Source organism: Streptomyces sp. NBC_01520 (genome assembly GCF_045040375.1).
GTDB lineage: Bacteria > Actinomycetota > Actinomycetes > Streptomycetales > Streptomycetaceae > Streptomyces.
The window spans coordinates 2,542,212-2,557,107 of record NZ_CP109404.1 but is presented as its reverse complement, the minus strand read 5'-3'; the positions used below and the strand labels follow the sequence as shown (position 1 = coordinate 2,557,107).

Genomic DNA, 14,896 nt, shown 5'->3' with positions numbered 1-14,896 from the left:
GATGGGCGCCCGTGTTCCGTCTTCCGGGTTCATGCTCACGCTCTGCGACGCTCTTGGGACCGACAGATGACCGACGGTCGGCCTAGGGGCGTCCGGATGATGACATCTGAGCGCGACCCGGGGCGTGATTCTCGCCACCCCTGAGGTGCGAGTGGCTCAAATGAGCGCTCTTTCGCTTACTGTATTTCTCAAATGATGGCACTGGGTGCCAGGGGGCTGTATTTTGATCGATCGACGCATTCGCTACTCCTGGTGCATGAGATCCATGATTTACGTCACTCTCCGTAGTTTTGACTTCGAGAAGTGAACGCGGATGCCTGTCCGGTCGATTCGAGACGTCACTTTCGATCTGCTGGCGGACGGGTGGTTGAGGCCTCGTGACGCGCAAGTGGGCGTACCCAGACACCTTCGATCTGGGTATGTTCCTCGCCGTCAGGGCAGCCACCGCGTCCTCGAGGAGTCGAGACCCGTGTCGGAAAACAAAGATTCTCAGAAGTTCGTCTACGACTTCACCGAGGGCAACAAGGATCTGAAGGACCTGCTGGGCGGCAAGGGTGCCAACCTCGCCGAGATGACCAATCTCGGGCTGCCGGTCCCTCCGGGCTTCACGATCACCACCGAGGCCTGCAAGGTCTACCTCGACAGCGGTGACGAGCCGGCCGAGCTGCGCGACGAGGTCGGTGCGCACCTCGTGGCGCTCGAGAAGCAGATGGGCAAGAACCTCGGCCAGGCCGACGACCCGCTGCTGGTCTCCGTCCGCTCCGGCGCCAAGTTCTCGATGCCCGGCATGATGGACACGGTCCTCAACATCGGCCTCTCCGACGCGTCCGTCGTCGGCCTCGCCGCGCAGGCCGGCGACGAGCGCTTCGCCTGGGACTCCTACCGCCGGCTCATCCAGATGTTCGGCAAGACCGTCCTCGGCGTCGACGGCGAGCTCTTCGAGGAGGCGCTGGAGGCCGCGAAGGAGGCCAAGGGTGTCACCGTCGACGTGGACCTCGACGCGGCCGACCTCAAGAAGCTGGTCACGCAGTTCAAGAAGATCGTCGCCCGGGACGCCGGACGTGACTTCCCGCAGGACCCGCGTGAGCAGATGGACCTGGCCATAAAGGCGGTCTTCGACTCGTGGAACACCGACCGTGCCAAGCTCTACCGCCGTCAGGAGCGCATCCCCGGCGACCTCGGTACGGCCGTCAACATCTGCTCGATGGTCTTCGGCAACCTCGGCCCCGACTCCGGCACGGGCGTCGCCTTCACCCGTGACCCGGCCAGCGGCCACCAGGGCACCTACGGCGACTACCTGCAGAACGCGCAGGGCGAGGACGTGGTCGCGGGTATCCGCAACACCGTGCCGCTCGCCGAGCTGGAGTCGATCGACAAGAAGTCCTACGACCAGCTGATCGCGATCATGAAGACGCTGGAGACCCACTACCGGGATCTCTGCGACATCGAGTTCACCATCGAGCGCGGCCAGCTCTGGATGCTCCAGACCCGGGTCGGCAAGCGCACCGCCGGTGCCGCCTTCCGGATCGCCACCCAGCTCGTCGACCAGGGCCTCATCGACGAGGCGGAGGCGCTCCAGCGCGTCAACGGCGCCCAGCTCGCGCAGCTGATGTTCCCGCGCTTCGACGACGAGGCCAGCACCGTGCTCCTGGGCCGTGGCATCGCCGCCTCCCCGGGTGCGGCCGTCGGCAAGGCCGTCTTCGACTCGTACACGGCCGTCAAGTGGTCCCGGTCCGGCGAGAAGGTCATCCTCATCCGCCGGGAGACCAACCCCGACGACCTCGACGGCATGATCGCCGCCGAGGGCATCCTCACCTCGCGCGGAGGCAAGACCTCGCACGCCGCCGTCGTGGCACGCGGCATGGGCAAGACCTGTGTCTGCGGCGCCGAGGAGATCGAGGTCGACACCAAGCGCCGCAGGCTGACGGTCGGCAGCACCGTCGTGGAGGAGGGCGACCTCGTCTCCGTCGACGGCTCCACGGGCAAGGTCTACCTCGGCGAGGTACCCGTCGTACCGTCCCCGGTCGTCGAGTACTTCGAGGGCCGCATGCACGCGGGCGCCGACGACGCCGACGAGCTGGTCGCCGCCGTGCACCGGATCATGGCGTACGCGGACCGGGTGCGCCGGCTGCGGGTGCGCGCCAACGCGGACAACGCCGAGGACGCCCTGCGGGCCCGCCGCTTCGGCGCCCAGGGCATCGGGCTGTGCCGCACCGAGCACATGTTCCTCGGCGAGCGCCGCGAGATGGTCGAGAAGCTGATCCTCGCGGACACCGACGACGAGCGCGAGACCGCGCTGGACGCGCTGCTGCCGCTCCAGAAGGCCGACTTCATCGAGCTGTTCGAGTCGATGGACGGGCTGCCCGTCACCGTACGGCTGCTCGACCCGCCGCTGCACGAGTTCCTGCCCGACATCACGGAGCTCTCCGTGCGGGTGGCGCTCGCCGAGTCCCGCAAGGACGCCAACGAGAACGACCTGCGCCTCCTGCAGGCCGTGCACAAGCTGCACGAGCAGAACCCGATGCTCGGCCTGCGCGGGGTACGCCTCGGCCTGGTCATCCCCGGACTGTTCGCGATGCAGGTCCGGGCGATCGCGGAGGCGGCGGCGGAGCGCAAGAACGCCAAGGGCGACCCGCGCGGCGAGATCATGATCCCGCTCGTCGGCACGGTGCAGGAGCTGGAGATCGTCCGCGACGAGGCCGACGGTGTCATCGCCGAGGTCGAGGCCGCCACCGGTACGGAGCTGAAGCTCAGCATCGGCACGATGATCGAGCTGCCCCGCGCCGCGCTGACCGCCGGTCAGATCGCCGAGGCCGCACAGTTCTTCTCCTTCGGTACGAACGACCTCACCCAGACGGTGTGGGGCTTCTCCCGCGACGACGTGGAGGCCTCGTTCTTCACCGCGTACCTGGAGAAGGGCATCTTCGGGGTGTCGCCGTTCGAGACGATCGACAAGGACGGCGTCGGCGCGCTCGTGCGCAGCGCCGTGGAGGCCGGCCTGGCCACCCGCCCGGACCTCAAGCTCGGTGTCTGCGGAGAGCACGGCGGTGACCCGGAGTCGGTGCACTTCTTCCACGAGGTGGGCCTGGACTACGTCTCCTGCTCGCCCTTCCGCATCCCGGTCGCACGGCTGGAGGCGGGCCGCGCCGCCGCCGGGTCGAAGGGCAGCGACAGCCGCTGAGCCCACCCGGCCGGCAGGCCGGCCACGAGCCATCACGACTCCGGGACCGCGGGCGGATCATCCGTACCCTCGCCGATCCGCCGGCGGCCCCGGAAAACCCGGAAGCGGCAGCACCCTGTGCGGGGGTGCTGCCGCTTCTTCAATTGAATTACGAACCATCCAGGGTTTTTTCTTTTCTTCGTTCAGTGAGCAAATCCCGTGGCCGAACGGACCGGGGTGCGGTCCATGGATCCCCACCCATGGACCGCACCCGGCTTACCCCCGCCGGGTACGGAGCCGCACCGTCGCCACCGCCGCCGAGCAGGCAAAGCCCCCCACGGCCCTCACCCGCTCTTTCGGTGACGCCGGATTCGCACCCGACGTCGTACAGCTTTTCGGCTGGCGAGGCTGTGGGCGAGACGTTTCAACTGTGGCCGAAACCCCGTGGTGACCTCCTGTGACGGCATGCATACCCTTTGATGGGGGCGATTGCGGTTGCAACAGTGGGGGTTCGGTGCTGCGTATCCATGTGTCCGGGGTGGACCTTTCCAGAGTGCGGATGGCCACGAGGCCTGACGCAATGTGGGAAACCATTCTCAGTTTTCACCGACTGAGGGACCGGCGGGGTTCCACGGTGTTCGGGAAATGGCGGACGGAATCCCGGGCCCGGTTGAATGGTGAAGCACGTCTGCTGTCGGCGGTCGTTCCGCTCCGCGGCTATTTCCCCGACTTCCTGACGCCTTCCCGGGAAGGCGCCGAGCCATTCGGTCTCGACGTCGGAATGGAGGCGCTCCGCGACACTCCCACGGAACGTCTCCACGCCGAACTGGCCCTGTTGGCCGAAAGTAGACCCTCCGTGCCGCGTGCGCGGGGCGTCAGCCGGTCGGCCGCCGCACTGCTGGACGTGCTCGCCGAGGGGCGTACGGAGCCGCTGGGCCGTCTCATCACCGCCCTGCGCAGCTACCACCGCGCCGCCGTCGAGCCGTACTGGCCGCACATCCAGGCGAGCGTGGAGGCCGACCGGGCCGTGCGGGGCCGCGCGCTGCTGGACGGTGGCGCGGACGAGCTGCTGGCCAGCCTGCCGTCCATGATCCGCTGGCGGGCACCCGTGCTGGAGGCGGACTACCCCGTCGACCGCGAGCTGCGCCTGGACGGGCGGGGCCTGCTCCTGCAGCCCTCGTTCTTCTGTCGCGGCACCCCGGTCGTCTACCGGAACCCCGACCTCCCGCCGGTGCTCGTCTATCCGGTCACTCACCCCGCTGCCCCGGTCTACGCCGCCGAGCCCGGCCCCTGGCTGGGACGACTGGTGGGACACACCCGCTCCGCGATCCTCCAGGCCATAGGGAAGGGCTGCACGACCAGCGAGCTGGCCCGCAGGACCGGAGTGTCCCTGGCCTCCGCGAGTCAGCACGCCTGCGTCCTGCGCGAGGCCGGTCTGGTCCTCACCCTGCGGCACGGCAGCTCGGTCCTGCACACGCTCACCCCGCTGGGCGCGTCACTGCTCAGGGGCGGCGCCCCGCTCGCGATGTCCTGACGGCCGGCGGCGCTCGCGAGCAAGGGACGCCGGGGTGCAAGGGATGCCAGGGCCGCCCGGGACGGGGGCGCCGGGGCTTGCGGGGACTCCGGAGAGGAATTCCCCCCGAGCGATGAGTTTCGCCGCGCCCCGCCGTCTACCTCTCGAAGGCGCTCGAACACAGTGCCTCGGAGCACGCGAAGTGCCGAGACGGAAGAAAGTGGGAACCATGCCTCAGATGATCTTCGTGAACCTGCCGGTCAAGAACCTGGAGACGTCGAAGAACTTCTTCGGGAAGCTCGGCTTCGGCTTCAACCCGCAGTTCAGCGACGAGACGACCGCCTGTCTGGTCATCAGCGACACGATCTTCGCCATGCTCATCAGCGAGCCGCGCTTCAAGGACTTCACCAAGAAGGAGATCGCCGACGCCTCGAAGACGACGGAGGTCCTCCTCGCCCTGAGCGCGGACAGCCGGGACCGGGTCGACGAGCTGGCCGACGCCGCGCTCGCCGCGGGCGGCTCGCCCGCCAACGAAGCCATGGACATGGGCTCCATGTACGGCCGTTCCTTCCAGGACCCCGACCACCACATCTGGGAGGTCGTGTGGATGGACCCGGCGGCGGTCGAAAGCGGCGGCCAGGCCTGATGACCGCGGGGACAGCCGCACGGCTCCGGTGCCGGCACCGTGCGGCCGATGTCCCGCTCAGCCGCGGAACGGCCCCGTGACCTCGTACGTGATGCCGCCGGAGGAGCTGCCGCTCGTCCCGCGCTGCGAGGAGAAGTAGAGCCGGGTGCCGTCCGGGGAGAAGGCCGGGCCGGTGATCTCCGAGCCGGACTGGCCGCTGATCCGCAGGAACGGCGCGACGGTGTCGTCCGGGGTGATCAGGCAGATCTCCATGTTCCCGCCGTCCTCGGCGACGTACAGGTCGCCCGAGACGGACCGGGTGACGTTGTCAACGCCGGTCAGCGGAGCTCCGCCGCCCGTGACCAGTGAGTCGTCGTAGGCGAGCGAGATGCTGGACGCGTTCGCGTCGTACGCCCACACCCGGTTGTCGCCCTTGGTGGTGAACCAGCAGGTGCCCGCCGCGTAGAAGCAGCCCTCACCGCCGTTGAAGACCTTCGCGCCGGAGACCTGGTGACGGGTCAGGGTGGGTGAACCGTCCGGGTCGGGGACCGTCGCCCAGGTCACCGGGCCCGAGGTGCCGGAGCCCGCCACCAGGACCTGGAGGGTGCCGGAGGACAGGTTGCCCCAGGTGGTGGGGCGGAAGCGGTAGAAGCGGCCGTCCGTCTCGTCCTCGGTGAGGTAGATGTAGCCGTGGTCGGGGTCGGCCGCGGCCGCCTCGTGCTTGAAGCGGCCCAGGGCGGGCCGCTGGACGGCCGCGTTCACACCCCAGGGGTCCGTCTCGTAGACGAAACCGCGGCTGACCTCCTCGCAGGACAGCCAGGTCTTCCACGGGGTGCTGCCGCCCGCGCAGTTGTTGTTCGTGCCGGACAGGATCCGGTAGGCGGAGGTGACGGTCCCGGCGGAGTCGAAGCGCACCGCGCTCGCCCCGCCGCCGCTGCCCGAGGAGACCTCGGCGTTGGAGACGTAGATCCAGCCGCTGCCGTCGGCGTACGTGGCGCCCCCGTCGGGCGCGCTGTGCCAGGCGTACGAGGTGCCGGGGACGGTCTGTCCCGAGCGGGCGACGATTCTGCTGGTGAAGCCGCTCGGCAGCAGGATGCCGTTGCCGTTGGCCGCCTGCAGCGCGCCGTACGGGCCGGTGGCCGGCTGGGCGGGGTCGGCGAAGGCGGCACCCCGCCACAGGGTGCCGCCGAAGGCCGCCGCCGAGCCGCCGATCACCGCTGTGCGCAAGAAGGTCCGACGTTCCACGATCACTCCACGGGTGACGTGAGGGCCCGCCGGTCCGGACGGCCCGGCGGGTCGAACGTCAGGACAGTAGAGGTACGTAGTTGACGGAGCGTCAACAGGCGGTGAACGGGCCGGGATCAGTCCGCGCGGACCGCGAAGACCGGCACGGTGACGTCGTCGTCGTCCAGGCAGGCGCCCGTCTCCAGGTCGAAGCGCTGCTTCAGCAGCGGCGACGCCACGAACGGCCGCCCGGCCGCCGAGCCGACCAGGCCCCGGGAGAGGACGTACGCCCCGGTGAACGGGTCACGGTTGTCGATCGCGTACGCGCGCCCCGCCCGGTCCACGAACAGGGCGACCTGCCGGCCGTCCGGGAGGAGGGCCGCCACGCCACGCCCCGGGGTCAGCAGGTCGCGGTCGCAGACCGTGAGCCAGCCGTCCCCGTCCGCGAGCTGGATCGTCCGGGTGTCCTGCGCCGTTTCCATCGTCTGCGTCGTCATCAGGAGGGAGTCCCTTCGAGAGTGCGGATGGCGAGCACGGGGCCCGCGAGGATGTCCAGGTCGGGCTTGACCTGATCGCGCTCGGGGACGAACCTGACCGAGGGGTCGGGTGCGTCGGGGGCGTTGACGAAGGTCACGAAGCGGCGCAGCCGCTCCGGGTCGTTGATGGTCTCGGCCCACTCGTCGCGGTAGCCGCGGACGTGGTCGGCCATCAGCCGCTCCAGCTCGTCGCAGAGACCCAGCGAGTCGTGGACGACGACGTCCCGTACGTGGTCCAGGCCGCCCTCGATCCGGTCCAGCCAGGTCGAGGTGCGCTCCAGCCGGTCCGCCGTGCGGATGTAGAACATCAGGAACCGGTCGATGAGACGGACCAGCTCGGCGTCGGACAGGTCCTGGGCCAGCAGGTCCGCGTGGCGCGGTGTGGCGCCGCCGTTGCCGCCGACGTAGAGGTTCCAGCCCTGGGCCGTGGCGATGATCCCGAAGTCCTTGCCGCGGGCCTCCGCGCACTCGCGGGCGCAGCCGGAGACCGCCGACTTCAGCTTGTGCGGCGAGCGCAGGCCCCGGTAGCGCAGCTCCAGGTCGATCGCCATCTTCACCGAGTCCTGCACGCCGTAGCGGCACCAGGTCTGCCCCACACAGGACTTCACCGTGCGCAGCGACTTCCCGTACGCGTGCCCCGACTCGAATCCGGCGTCCACCAGGCGGGTCCAGATCAGCGGGAGCTGGTCGACGCGTGCGCCGAACAGGTCGATCCGCTGGCCACCGGTGATCTTCGTGTAGAGGCCGAAGTCCCGGGCCACCTCACCGATCACGATCAGCTTCTCCGGGGTGATCTCACCGCCCGGGATACGCGGCACGATCGAGTAGGAGCCGTTGCGCTGGAGGTTGGCGAGGAAGTGGTCGTTGGTGTCCTGGAGGGCCGCCTGCTCGCCGTCCAGGACATAGCCGCTCGCACCGACCGTCGGTGCCAGCGAGGCGATGATCGAACCGACCGTCGGCTTGCAGACCTCGCAGCCGTCACCGCCCTTGGCCTCGTCGCGGCCGTGCGAGTCCAGCAGACCGGCGTACGTCGTGACACCGAGGGTGCGGACGATCTCGTACAGCTCGCTGCGGGTGTACGCGAAGCAGCCGCACAGGCCCTGGTCCTCGGGCTGCGGCAGCAGCTGTCCGATGACCTTGACGCAGCTTCCGCAGCCCGTACCCGCCTTGGTGCACTTCTTCACCTCGGGCAGCGTGGTGTGCTCGCAGATCGCGCCCTTGGTCACGTTGTGGCAGGAGCAGATCACGGCCTCGTCGGGCAGCGAGGACGGGCCGAGCGTGACCGGGCCGCCCGCGCCGGCCGGCAGCACCAGCTGCTCCGGCGCGACCGGCAGGACCGTGCCCGTCATCGGCCGCAGCGTGCCGTACTGGTCGGCGTCCCCGACCAGCACACCGCCGAGCAGCGTGCCGTCCCGGCCGATCACCAGCTTCTTGTACACCCCCGAGCGGGAGTCCGAATAGACGACGTCGAGGCAGCCCTCGGCCGCGCCGTGCGCGTCGCCGAACGAGGCGACGTCCACGCCGAGGAGCTTCAGCTTCGTCGACAGGTCGGCGCCGGTGAAGGAGGCCGCGTTGCCCGCGATCACCTCGGCGACCGCCAGCGCCATCTCGTAGCCCGGCGCCACCAGCCCGTACACCCGGCCGTCCGAGGCCAGCGCGCACTCGCCGATCGCGAAGACCGCGCTGTCCGAGGTGCGGCACTCCTCGTCGACGATGATGCCGCCGCGCGGGCCGACCGCCAGGCCGCAGTCGCGGGCCAGCTGGTCCCGGGGGCGGACACCGGCGGAGAAGACGACGAGGTCGGTGGCGAGCGAGGAACCGTCGGAGAGCGACATGCCGTTGACCCGGCCGTCCTCGCCCGCGGTGACCTCCTGGGTGCCGACGCCCGTGTGGACGGAGAGGCCCATGTCCTCGATGGTGCGGAGCAGCGCGGCACCGCCGCCGTCGTCGACCTGGACCGGCATCAGCCGGGGCGCGAACTCCACGACGTGCGTGCTGAGTCCGAGGCCCTTCAGAGCACCCGCGGCCTCCAGGCCGAGCAGCCCGCCGCCGACCACCGCGCCGGTCGTCGCGGTCTTCGCGTACTCCTCGATCGCGAGGAGGTCCTCGATGGTGCGGTAGACGAAGCAGCCCTCGGTGTCCTTGCCGGGCACCGGCGGCACGAAGGGGTAGGAGCCGGTGGCCAGCACGAGCGTGTCGTACGTGAAGGTCTGCCCGGAGCGCGCTGTGACGGTGCGCGCCTCACGGTCGACGCTCTCCGCCGGGTCTCCGACGTGCAGCTCTATTCCGTGCCGCGCCATGAAGTCCGGCTCGACGAGTGAGAGGTCCTCCGGGGTCTTCCCGGAGAAGTACGAGGTCAGCTGCACCCGGTCGTAGGCGGGGCGGGGCTCCTCGCAGAGGACGACGACCCGGGCCGTGCCCGCGGCGGCCGTCAGTCCGCGGTCGGCGAGCGCTTCCAGGAACCTCTGGCCGACCATGCCGTGCCCGACGACCACGATCGTCGGCACGCCTGCGGTGGGGGCGGTCGGGGGAGTGGACACCGGCATCAGAAGCCTCCGTCGTTGGTGAGCAGGTGGAGCAGGGACATGTCGGCGGGGAGAGGTTCGTCGTCCTGCCAGGTCCGGGCGAGGGTGCCGACCGCGGCGAGATCGCCGAACAGCACCCCGCCGGCCAGCCGGTCGCCCCGGACGACGACCGTGCGGTACGCGCCCCGGGTGGCGTCGGCCAGCCGGATCACGTCGTCGCCGGGCATCGGACGGGAGTCGCCGAAGGCGGCCAGATCGAGGCCGCCGGGGGCAGCGGGGGCAGCGGCGGAACCAAGGGCTCCGGCAGCTCCAGTAGCTCCGGCGGTTCCAGTGGCTCCGGCGGTTCCAGCGGTTCCAGTGGCTCCGGCGGCTCCGGCGGAGACAGGGACGGCGGCGGGGGAGCGCAGGGTGAGCCGGGTCAGGGCCCTGGTGCCCTCGTAGCGGTCGGAGCCGCCGGCCAGCACCCCGGTCAGCACGTCCGCCTGTTCCAGCGCGGCGCCCGCCAGCCCGTACACGGTGCCGCGGTGCTCGGCGCAGTCGCCGACCGCGTGGATGTACGGGTCCGAGGTGCGCAGCTCGTCGTCGACGACGACGCCCTTGCGGACGTCGAGCCCGGCGGCCTGCGCCAGACCCGTCCTGGGGCGGACCCCGCAGGCCAGCACCGTGATCTCGGCCTCCAGCTCGTAGCCGTCGGCGAGCTCCACGGCGCGTACCGCGGGGGTGGCCCCGTCGGTGCAGCGCAGACCGCGCACCCGGCACTCGGTGTGTACCTCGACCCCGAGGGCCTCCAGATGGCGCCGCAGCAGCCCGGCCGCCTCGGCGTCCAGCTGCCGCTCCATGAGGTGCTCGCCCTGCTGGGCCAGCACCACCTGGGCGCCGCACTCGGCCAGCGCACGGGCCGCGGAGACCCCGAGGAGCCCGCCGCCGATGACGACGGCGCGCACCCCGGGTCGCACGGCGGCGCGCAGCGCCAGGCAGTCGTCGAGGGTGCGGAAGGGATGCACCCCGTCCGGCAGCATGTGGCCGAGGCCCCGCAGCGGCGGCAGCACCGGGTTGGAGCCGGTGGCCAGCACCAGGCGCTCGTACCCGATGACGCTGCCGTCGTCGCAGTGCACCAGCCGGTCCGCCCGGTCGATCCGTACGACCCGCACCCCGCGCCGCACCTCGGCGGGCGGCAGCGTGATGACGTCCGGCTCGTACCGTCCGGCGAGTACCTCGGCGAGCAGCACCCTGTTGTACGGTGCGTGCTCCTCCTCGCCGATGACGGTGACACCGGGGACCCGGGCGGCGAGCCGTGCGCCCGCCATCCCGGCGCCGATCACCACCACACGCGCCGTGTTCCCGCTCCGTGTCCTCATGACAGAGAGACTGCGCGGACGGTGTTACCCGACCGCATCTCTCCTGTTTCCCGGGAGGAACCTTGCGCTCAGCGCGCGCGGGCGCCCTCTGTGAGGGCCCGGCAACTGGTTGGACTGGGCACCTATCGTCTGCCTAAGGTCGCGGACATGCCCGAGATGACGCTGACCACCCTCGTTCTGCTCTGCCTGGCCGCCGCCGCGGCCGGCTGGATCGACGCGGTGGTGGGCGGCGGGGGTCTCCTCCTCCTGCCCGCCTTGCTGCTCGGCCTGCCGAACGTCCCGGCCGCCCACATTCTCGGCACCAACAAGGCGGTCGCCGTCGTCGGCACCTCGGGCGCGGCCGTCACCTACGCACGCAAGGCGCCGGTCCAGGTGGGGACCGCCGTACGGATCGGGCTGATGGCACTGGCCGGGTCGATGACGGGCGCCTTCTTCGCCGCGGGGATCAGCAGCGACGTCCTGCGCCCGGTGATCATGGTGGTGCTGCTCGCCGTGGCGGCCTTCGTCATGCTGCGCCCGTCCTTCGGCACGGCGGCGGCCGGAGACGGAACGGGCAGGAAGGTCACCCGGGCCCGGACCGTCACCGCCATCGTGCTGGTCGGCGGCGGCATCGGCTTCTACGACGGGCTGTTCGGGCCGGGCACGGGCACCTTCCTGGTGCTGGCCCTGACCGCCGTGCTCCACCTCGACCTGGTGACGGCCTCCGCCACCGCGAAGATCGTGAATGTCTGCACCAACGCCGGCGCGCTGGCGATGTTCGCCTACCAGGGCACGGTGCTGTGGCAGCTGGCCGCGCTGATGGCCGTATTCAATCTGGCGGGCGGCATGTTCGGAGCGCGCATGGCACTCAGGAAGGGCAGCGACTTCGTCCGTGGGGTCCTGCTGGTCGTCGTGTTCTCACTCGTCGCCAAGCTCGGCTTCGACCAGTGGACCGCCTGATCACCGCCGGGCCCCCGGCTTCAAGGATGGACCGCCGGCCTCACCGCACTCCGGTGAGGTGGGCGTACGCCACCACGTTGCCCCGGTAGCCGGTCTCCGGCGAGAAGCCGCCGCCGCAGGTGATCAGTCGCAGGGCGGCGTGCGAGGAGGCGCCGTAGACCCGTCGGTCGGGGAAGTCGTCGTTGTCGTACACCTCGACCGCGTCCACCGAGAAGACGGCGGTGCGGCCGTCCCTGCGGTCGATCTCGACCCGGGCGCCCTTCTCCAGCGACCCGAGCGCGTAGAAGACGGACGGCCCCTCGGCGTTGTCGACATGGCCGGCGACGATCGCGGTGCCCTTCGCGCCGGGCGGGGTGCCGTTCCTGAACCAGCCCGCGAGATTACGCTCCTCGGCGGGCGGTACGTCGAGGCTGCCGCCCGCACCCAGGCCCAGGCCCGTCATGGGGGCGTCCACCCGGATGCCCGGGATGCGGATCCTGACCGGCTCGGAGGCGCGCAGCGGTCCGGCGACCGGTGAGCCGGGCCGCAGTTCGGGGCCGGCGGCGAAGGCCTCGGCGGTGGAGGGCTGCGGCGCGACGGTCCGGGTGGCCGCACCGTTCTGGACGAGCCAGACACCGCACAGCACGGCGATGCCCACCAGCCATGCCCTGGACCTCAGGGTCGTCCTGTCCACGTCGTCGTCCTCGCGAGGTCGCCGTCAGCCGTGCTGCGCGTCGTCCGCACGGCGCCGGCGCAGGAGCCAGGCGCCGCCGACGGCCGCCGCGCCGAGGACTCCTGCGCCCGCGACGAGCTGGGCGGTGTCAGGTCCCGCACTGCCGCCGACACCGGTCCGGACATGCCCGGAGGGGCGCTCGGGCCAGGTCCCGGTCGGGGGCGCGGACGGTTTGACCGGCGCGGGCTTCGTCCCGGGCGGCGGCTTGACGGGCTCCGGTCGCGGGCTGGTCCCGGGCCGCGCACCCGTCCCGAGCCCGGTCTCCGCCGGATCCGTCCCGGTCAGCTCGGCCTCCGCGAGCTCGGACCCGGTCAGCTCCGTCTCCGTCAGCTCTGTCTCGGTCAGCTCCGTATCCAGCCCCGGCTCCGCACCCGGGTCCGCCCCGAGTTCCGCCTCCGCCTGCGGGTCGGTCCCCGCCACGGAACCGGCCTCGGTGTCCGTCCCCGGATCCGTCCGGAGCACCGGCCAGGAGGATGACTCCGGCCTCGCGACCGCGCCTTCGGCGTACGCGGACGGGGTGGTCGCGAGGCCGAGCGCGACGGCGGTGAGGGCCGCGGCGGCGGTACCGGTCACGAGGCGGGCAGGGCTGCGCATGGGAATCCTCCGGGCAGACGGATGTGTCCTGCCTCCGAGACAACGGCCCGGGCCCGCCCGCCGCATGCTGACGGATGGTCAGCTTTCACCCGTACGGGCCCGCGAGGAGCGCCCGCCCCACCGGCCCGCCGCAGGTCGTGGCGGTGACACCGACTGCTCGGGCCGCCCGGTGCCGATCGGGTGACAGCCTTCCGCGCGACGTGTGATGCGCATCACACGCATGGTCCTGTGAGGGCCGGGCACACGGTTCACACCCCCCACGGGACGGCAGCCCTCCCGGCCGCCCCCACGGCAACCGCCCTCACCGGCCCATCCCCCCTGGGACCGGTGGGGGCGGTGTCACCCCCCGTCCGTGGCGGCCCACACGATGTCCGGCGGGCGCACGCGGGCGCACCGCGGCAGCCCTCCGTCGTCGGTCAGCCGCAACCGCGCGGTGAGGTGCCCGCTCAGTACGGCGGCTTCCAGGACGTCCTGAGTGACGTCGGCGATCATGAGTTTGGCCCGCCGGAACATGGTGAAGGTCCCGGAACCGTCCACCGTCCCCCAGGACAGATAGACGAAGCGCCCACCGAGCCTGTTCTGGATGTACGGCCCCGAGACCTCGATGCCGCCCTCGGCGGTCGGCACGGCGGTGCAGTCCAGGGTCCAGGCGGCCGAGGGGGCGTCGCCGGGGTGCAGGCCGAGCAGCTCGCCGGGCCGGTCCTTGCGCTGCACGCCGACGTGGATGTTGTCGAAACCGGCGAAGTCGGTGCCGGGCCGGCAGGTGAGGCCCGGGAGTTCTGAGGCTTCGATGTGGATCTGCATGACCCCATGGTGCTGCACCCGGCTCCCGGCCCGGGCGGCGCCGGACTCAGACGGCGCCCGAGGGGGCGGCGTCGTACACCTCGTCGAGGTGCTTCATCAGCTCCGCGTCGACCTCGAAGGACGTGCCGTCGATCCGGTGGACCGGCGCGATGCCCTGCGAGTTGGTGACGAACGCCGCCCGGTACGCCCCCAGCCCGTCCAGCGTCACCGCCCGCCGCACCGACGGCCGGTCCGTCCGTGCCAGACCGCTCTCCAGCAGGGCCATGGTGATTCCCGTCAGCGCGGGGGCGTCAGGCCAGACCACCGAAGTGCCGTCCCAGAAAGCCACATTGGTGATCGAGCCCTCGGCCACCTCACCACCGGGCCCGGTCAGCAGCGCCTCGTCGAAGCCCGAACGCCCGGCCAGCAGCCCGTAGTAGGTCTGGCCGAACTCACCGGGCCGCTTGATGTGCGGCACGGTCCGTGTGTACGGGACGGACATCAGGCTCCTGGGCGCGGTGGACATCCGCGCGGGCTCCCGCACCGTCACCATCGGCGTCGTCACCGTGTCGCCGGGCGGAAGGAATCCGTGCACCCGGACCGACGCGTCCCGTGTCCCGGCGCCGTCGAGCGCGTGCCCGATCAGCCCGCGCACGTACCCCCCGTCCAGGGGCTGGCCGAACAGCTCCCGGCTCGCGGAGTCCAGCCGGTCCAGATGCAGCCCGAGGCCGCGCACCGTCCGGTCCCTGACCTGCATCGCCGTGAAGTGGCCGTACCCGGCGAAGGCCGGGATCCGCAGATCCTCCGCGGTGGCCGGACGGCCGCCGATCTCGACGTACAGGGCGGTCGCGGGAGTCGTCATGCGCCCACCGTAGGGTGCGCCACGCACGGCCGGCTTGACCTCAACCACGCTTGAGGCGTGAGCCT

General features: G+C 71.2%; 12 protein-coding genes. 4 read left to right on the top strand and 8 right to left on the bottom strand.

What is annotated here, in order from left to right:
* The first annotated feature begins 469 nt into the window (after positions 1-469).
* The 3 genes from ppdK to OG524_RS11585 all read left to right on the top strand — a co-directional run bounded on the left by ppdK (position 470) and on the right by OG524_RS11585 (position 5,319).
* Complete coding sequence (gene ppdK / locus OG524_RS11595; RefSeq protein WP_405390926.1) at positions 470-3,181, top strand: pyruvate, phosphate dikinase; 2,712 nt, start codon at positions 470-472, stop codon at positions 3,179-3,181.
* Between the two features lie 493 nt (positions 3,182-3,674).
* Positions 3,675-4,694: an ArsR/SmtB family transcription factor gene (locus tag OG524_RS11590; RefSeq protein WP_405390927.1), complete on the top strand. Its 1,020-nt coding sequence runs from the start codon at positions 3,675-3,677 to the stop codon at positions 4,692-4,694.
* 208 nt (positions 4,695-4,902) lie between these two features.
* A complete protein-coding gene (locus OG524_RS11585) occupies positions 4,903-5,319 on the top strand; it encodes a VOC family protein (RefSeq protein ID WP_405390928.1) in 417 nt (138 codons plus the stop codon).
* A gap of 57 nt (positions 5,320-5,376) precedes the next feature.
* Here the strand turns inward: OG524_RS11585 and OG524_RS11580 are convergent, their stop codons facing one another.
* The 4 genes from OG524_RS11580 to OG524_RS11565 all read right to left on the bottom strand — a co-directional run bounded on the left by OG524_RS11580 (position 5,377) and on the right by OG524_RS11565 (position 10,941).
* Positions 5,377-6,543 carry an alkaline phosphatase PhoX gene (locus OG524_RS11580; protein WP_405390929.1) on the bottom strand — a complete coding sequence of 389 codons (1,167 nt, stop codon included), beginning with the start codon at positions 6,541-6,543 and terminating at the stop codon, positions 5,377-5,379.
* A 116-nt stretch (positions 6,544-6,659) separates the two neighbouring features.
* On the bottom strand, positions 6,660-7,019 hold the full coding sequence (gene nirD, locus OG524_RS11575; protein ID WP_405390930.1) for a nitrite reductase small subunit NirD: 360 nt from the start codon (positions 7,017-7,019) through the stop codon (positions 6,660-6,662).
* Positions 7,019-9,604: a nitrite reductase large subunit NirB gene (nirB, locus tag OG524_RS11570; protein WP_405390931.1), complete on the bottom strand. Its 2,586-nt coding sequence runs from the start codon at positions 9,602-9,604 to the stop codon at positions 7,019-7,021. The genes nirD and nirB overlap by 1 nt, the downstream gene beginning before the upstream one ends.
* The gene (locus tag OG524_RS11565) at positions 9,604-10,941 is read right to left on the bottom strand and encodes an NAD(P)/FAD-dependent oxidoreductase (protein WP_405390932.1); all 1,338 of its coding nucleotides are present in this window, start codon (positions 10,939-10,941) and stop codon (positions 9,604-9,606) included. The genes nirB and OG524_RS11565 overlap by 1 nt, the downstream gene beginning before the upstream one ends.
* A 147-nt stretch (positions 10,942-11,088) precedes the next feature.
* Between OG524_RS11565 and OG524_RS11560 the strand changes: the two genes are divergently transcribed.
* On the top strand, positions 11,089-11,880 hold the full coding sequence (locus OG524_RS11560) for a sulfite exporter TauE/SafE family protein (protein WP_405810100.1): 792 nt from the start codon (positions 11,089-11,091) through the stop codon (positions 11,878-11,880).
* Between the two features lie 40 nt (positions 11,881-11,920).
* Here the strand turns inward: OG524_RS11560 and OG524_RS11555 are convergent, their stop codons facing one another.
* The 4 genes from OG524_RS11555 to OG524_RS11540 all read right to left on the bottom strand — a co-directional run bounded on the left by OG524_RS11555 (position 11,921) and on the right by OG524_RS11540 (position 14,831).
* Complete coding sequence (locus tag OG524_RS11555) at positions 11,921-12,553, bottom strand: class F sortase (RefSeq protein ID WP_405390934.1); 633 nt, start codon at positions 12,551-12,553, stop codon at positions 11,921-11,923.
* A gap of 24 nt (positions 12,554-12,577) precedes the next feature.
* Complete coding sequence (locus tag OG524_RS11550) at positions 12,578-13,186, bottom strand: hypothetical protein (protein WP_405810098.1); 609 nt, start codon at positions 13,184-13,186, stop codon at positions 12,578-12,580.
* Between the two features lie 339 nt (positions 13,187-13,525).
* Positions 13,526-13,990, bottom strand: coding sequence for a DUF5990 family protein (locus OG524_RS11545; protein ID WP_405390936.1), 465 nt, complete (start codon positions 13,988-13,990; stop codon positions 13,526-13,528).
* Positions 13,991-14,036: 46 nt separating this feature from the next.
* Positions 14,037-14,831 (bottom strand): aminotransferase class IV, encoded by a 795-nt coding sequence (locus OG524_RS11540; RefSeq protein WP_405810096.1) that lies wholly within the window; start codon positions 14,829-14,831, stop codon positions 14,037-14,039.
* Positions 14,832-14,896 lie beyond the last annotated feature (65 nt).

What these genes read in the sequence shown, in the direction of transcription:
- OG524_RS11585 (WP_405390928.1), top strand. Translation starts at nt 4,903, where the DNA reads ATGCCTCAGATGATCTTCGTGAACCTGCCGGTCAAGAACCTGGAGACG.
- nirD (WP_405390930.1), bottom strand. Translation starts at nt 7,019, where the DNA reads ATGACGACGCAGACGATGGAAACGGCGCAGGACACCCGGACGATCCAG.
- nirB (WP_405390931.1), bottom strand. Translation starts at nt 9,604, where the DNA reads ATGCCGGTGTCCACTCCCCCGACCGCCCCCACCGCAGGCGTGCCGACG.
- OG524_RS11565 (WP_405390932.1), bottom strand. Translation starts at nt 10,941, where the DNA reads ATGAGGACACGGAGCGGGAACACGGCGCGTGTGGTGGTGATCGGCGCC.
- OG524_RS11560 (WP_405810100.1), top strand. Translation starts at nt 11,089, where the DNA reads ATGCCCGAGATGACGCTGACCACCCTCGTTCTGCTCTGCCTGGCCGCC.
- OG524_RS11550 (WP_405810098.1), bottom strand. Translation starts at nt 13,186, where the DNA reads ATGCGCAGCCCTGCCCGCCTCGTGACCGGTACCGCCGCCGCGGCCCTC.
- OG524_RS11545 (WP_405390936.1), bottom strand. Translation starts at nt 13,990, where the DNA reads ATGCAGATCCACATCGAAGCCTCAGAACTCCCGGGCCTCACCTGCCGG.
- OG524_RS11540 (WP_405810096.1), bottom strand. Translation starts at nt 14,831, where the DNA reads ATGACGACTCCCGCGACCGCCCTGTACGTCGAGATCGGCGGCCGTCCG.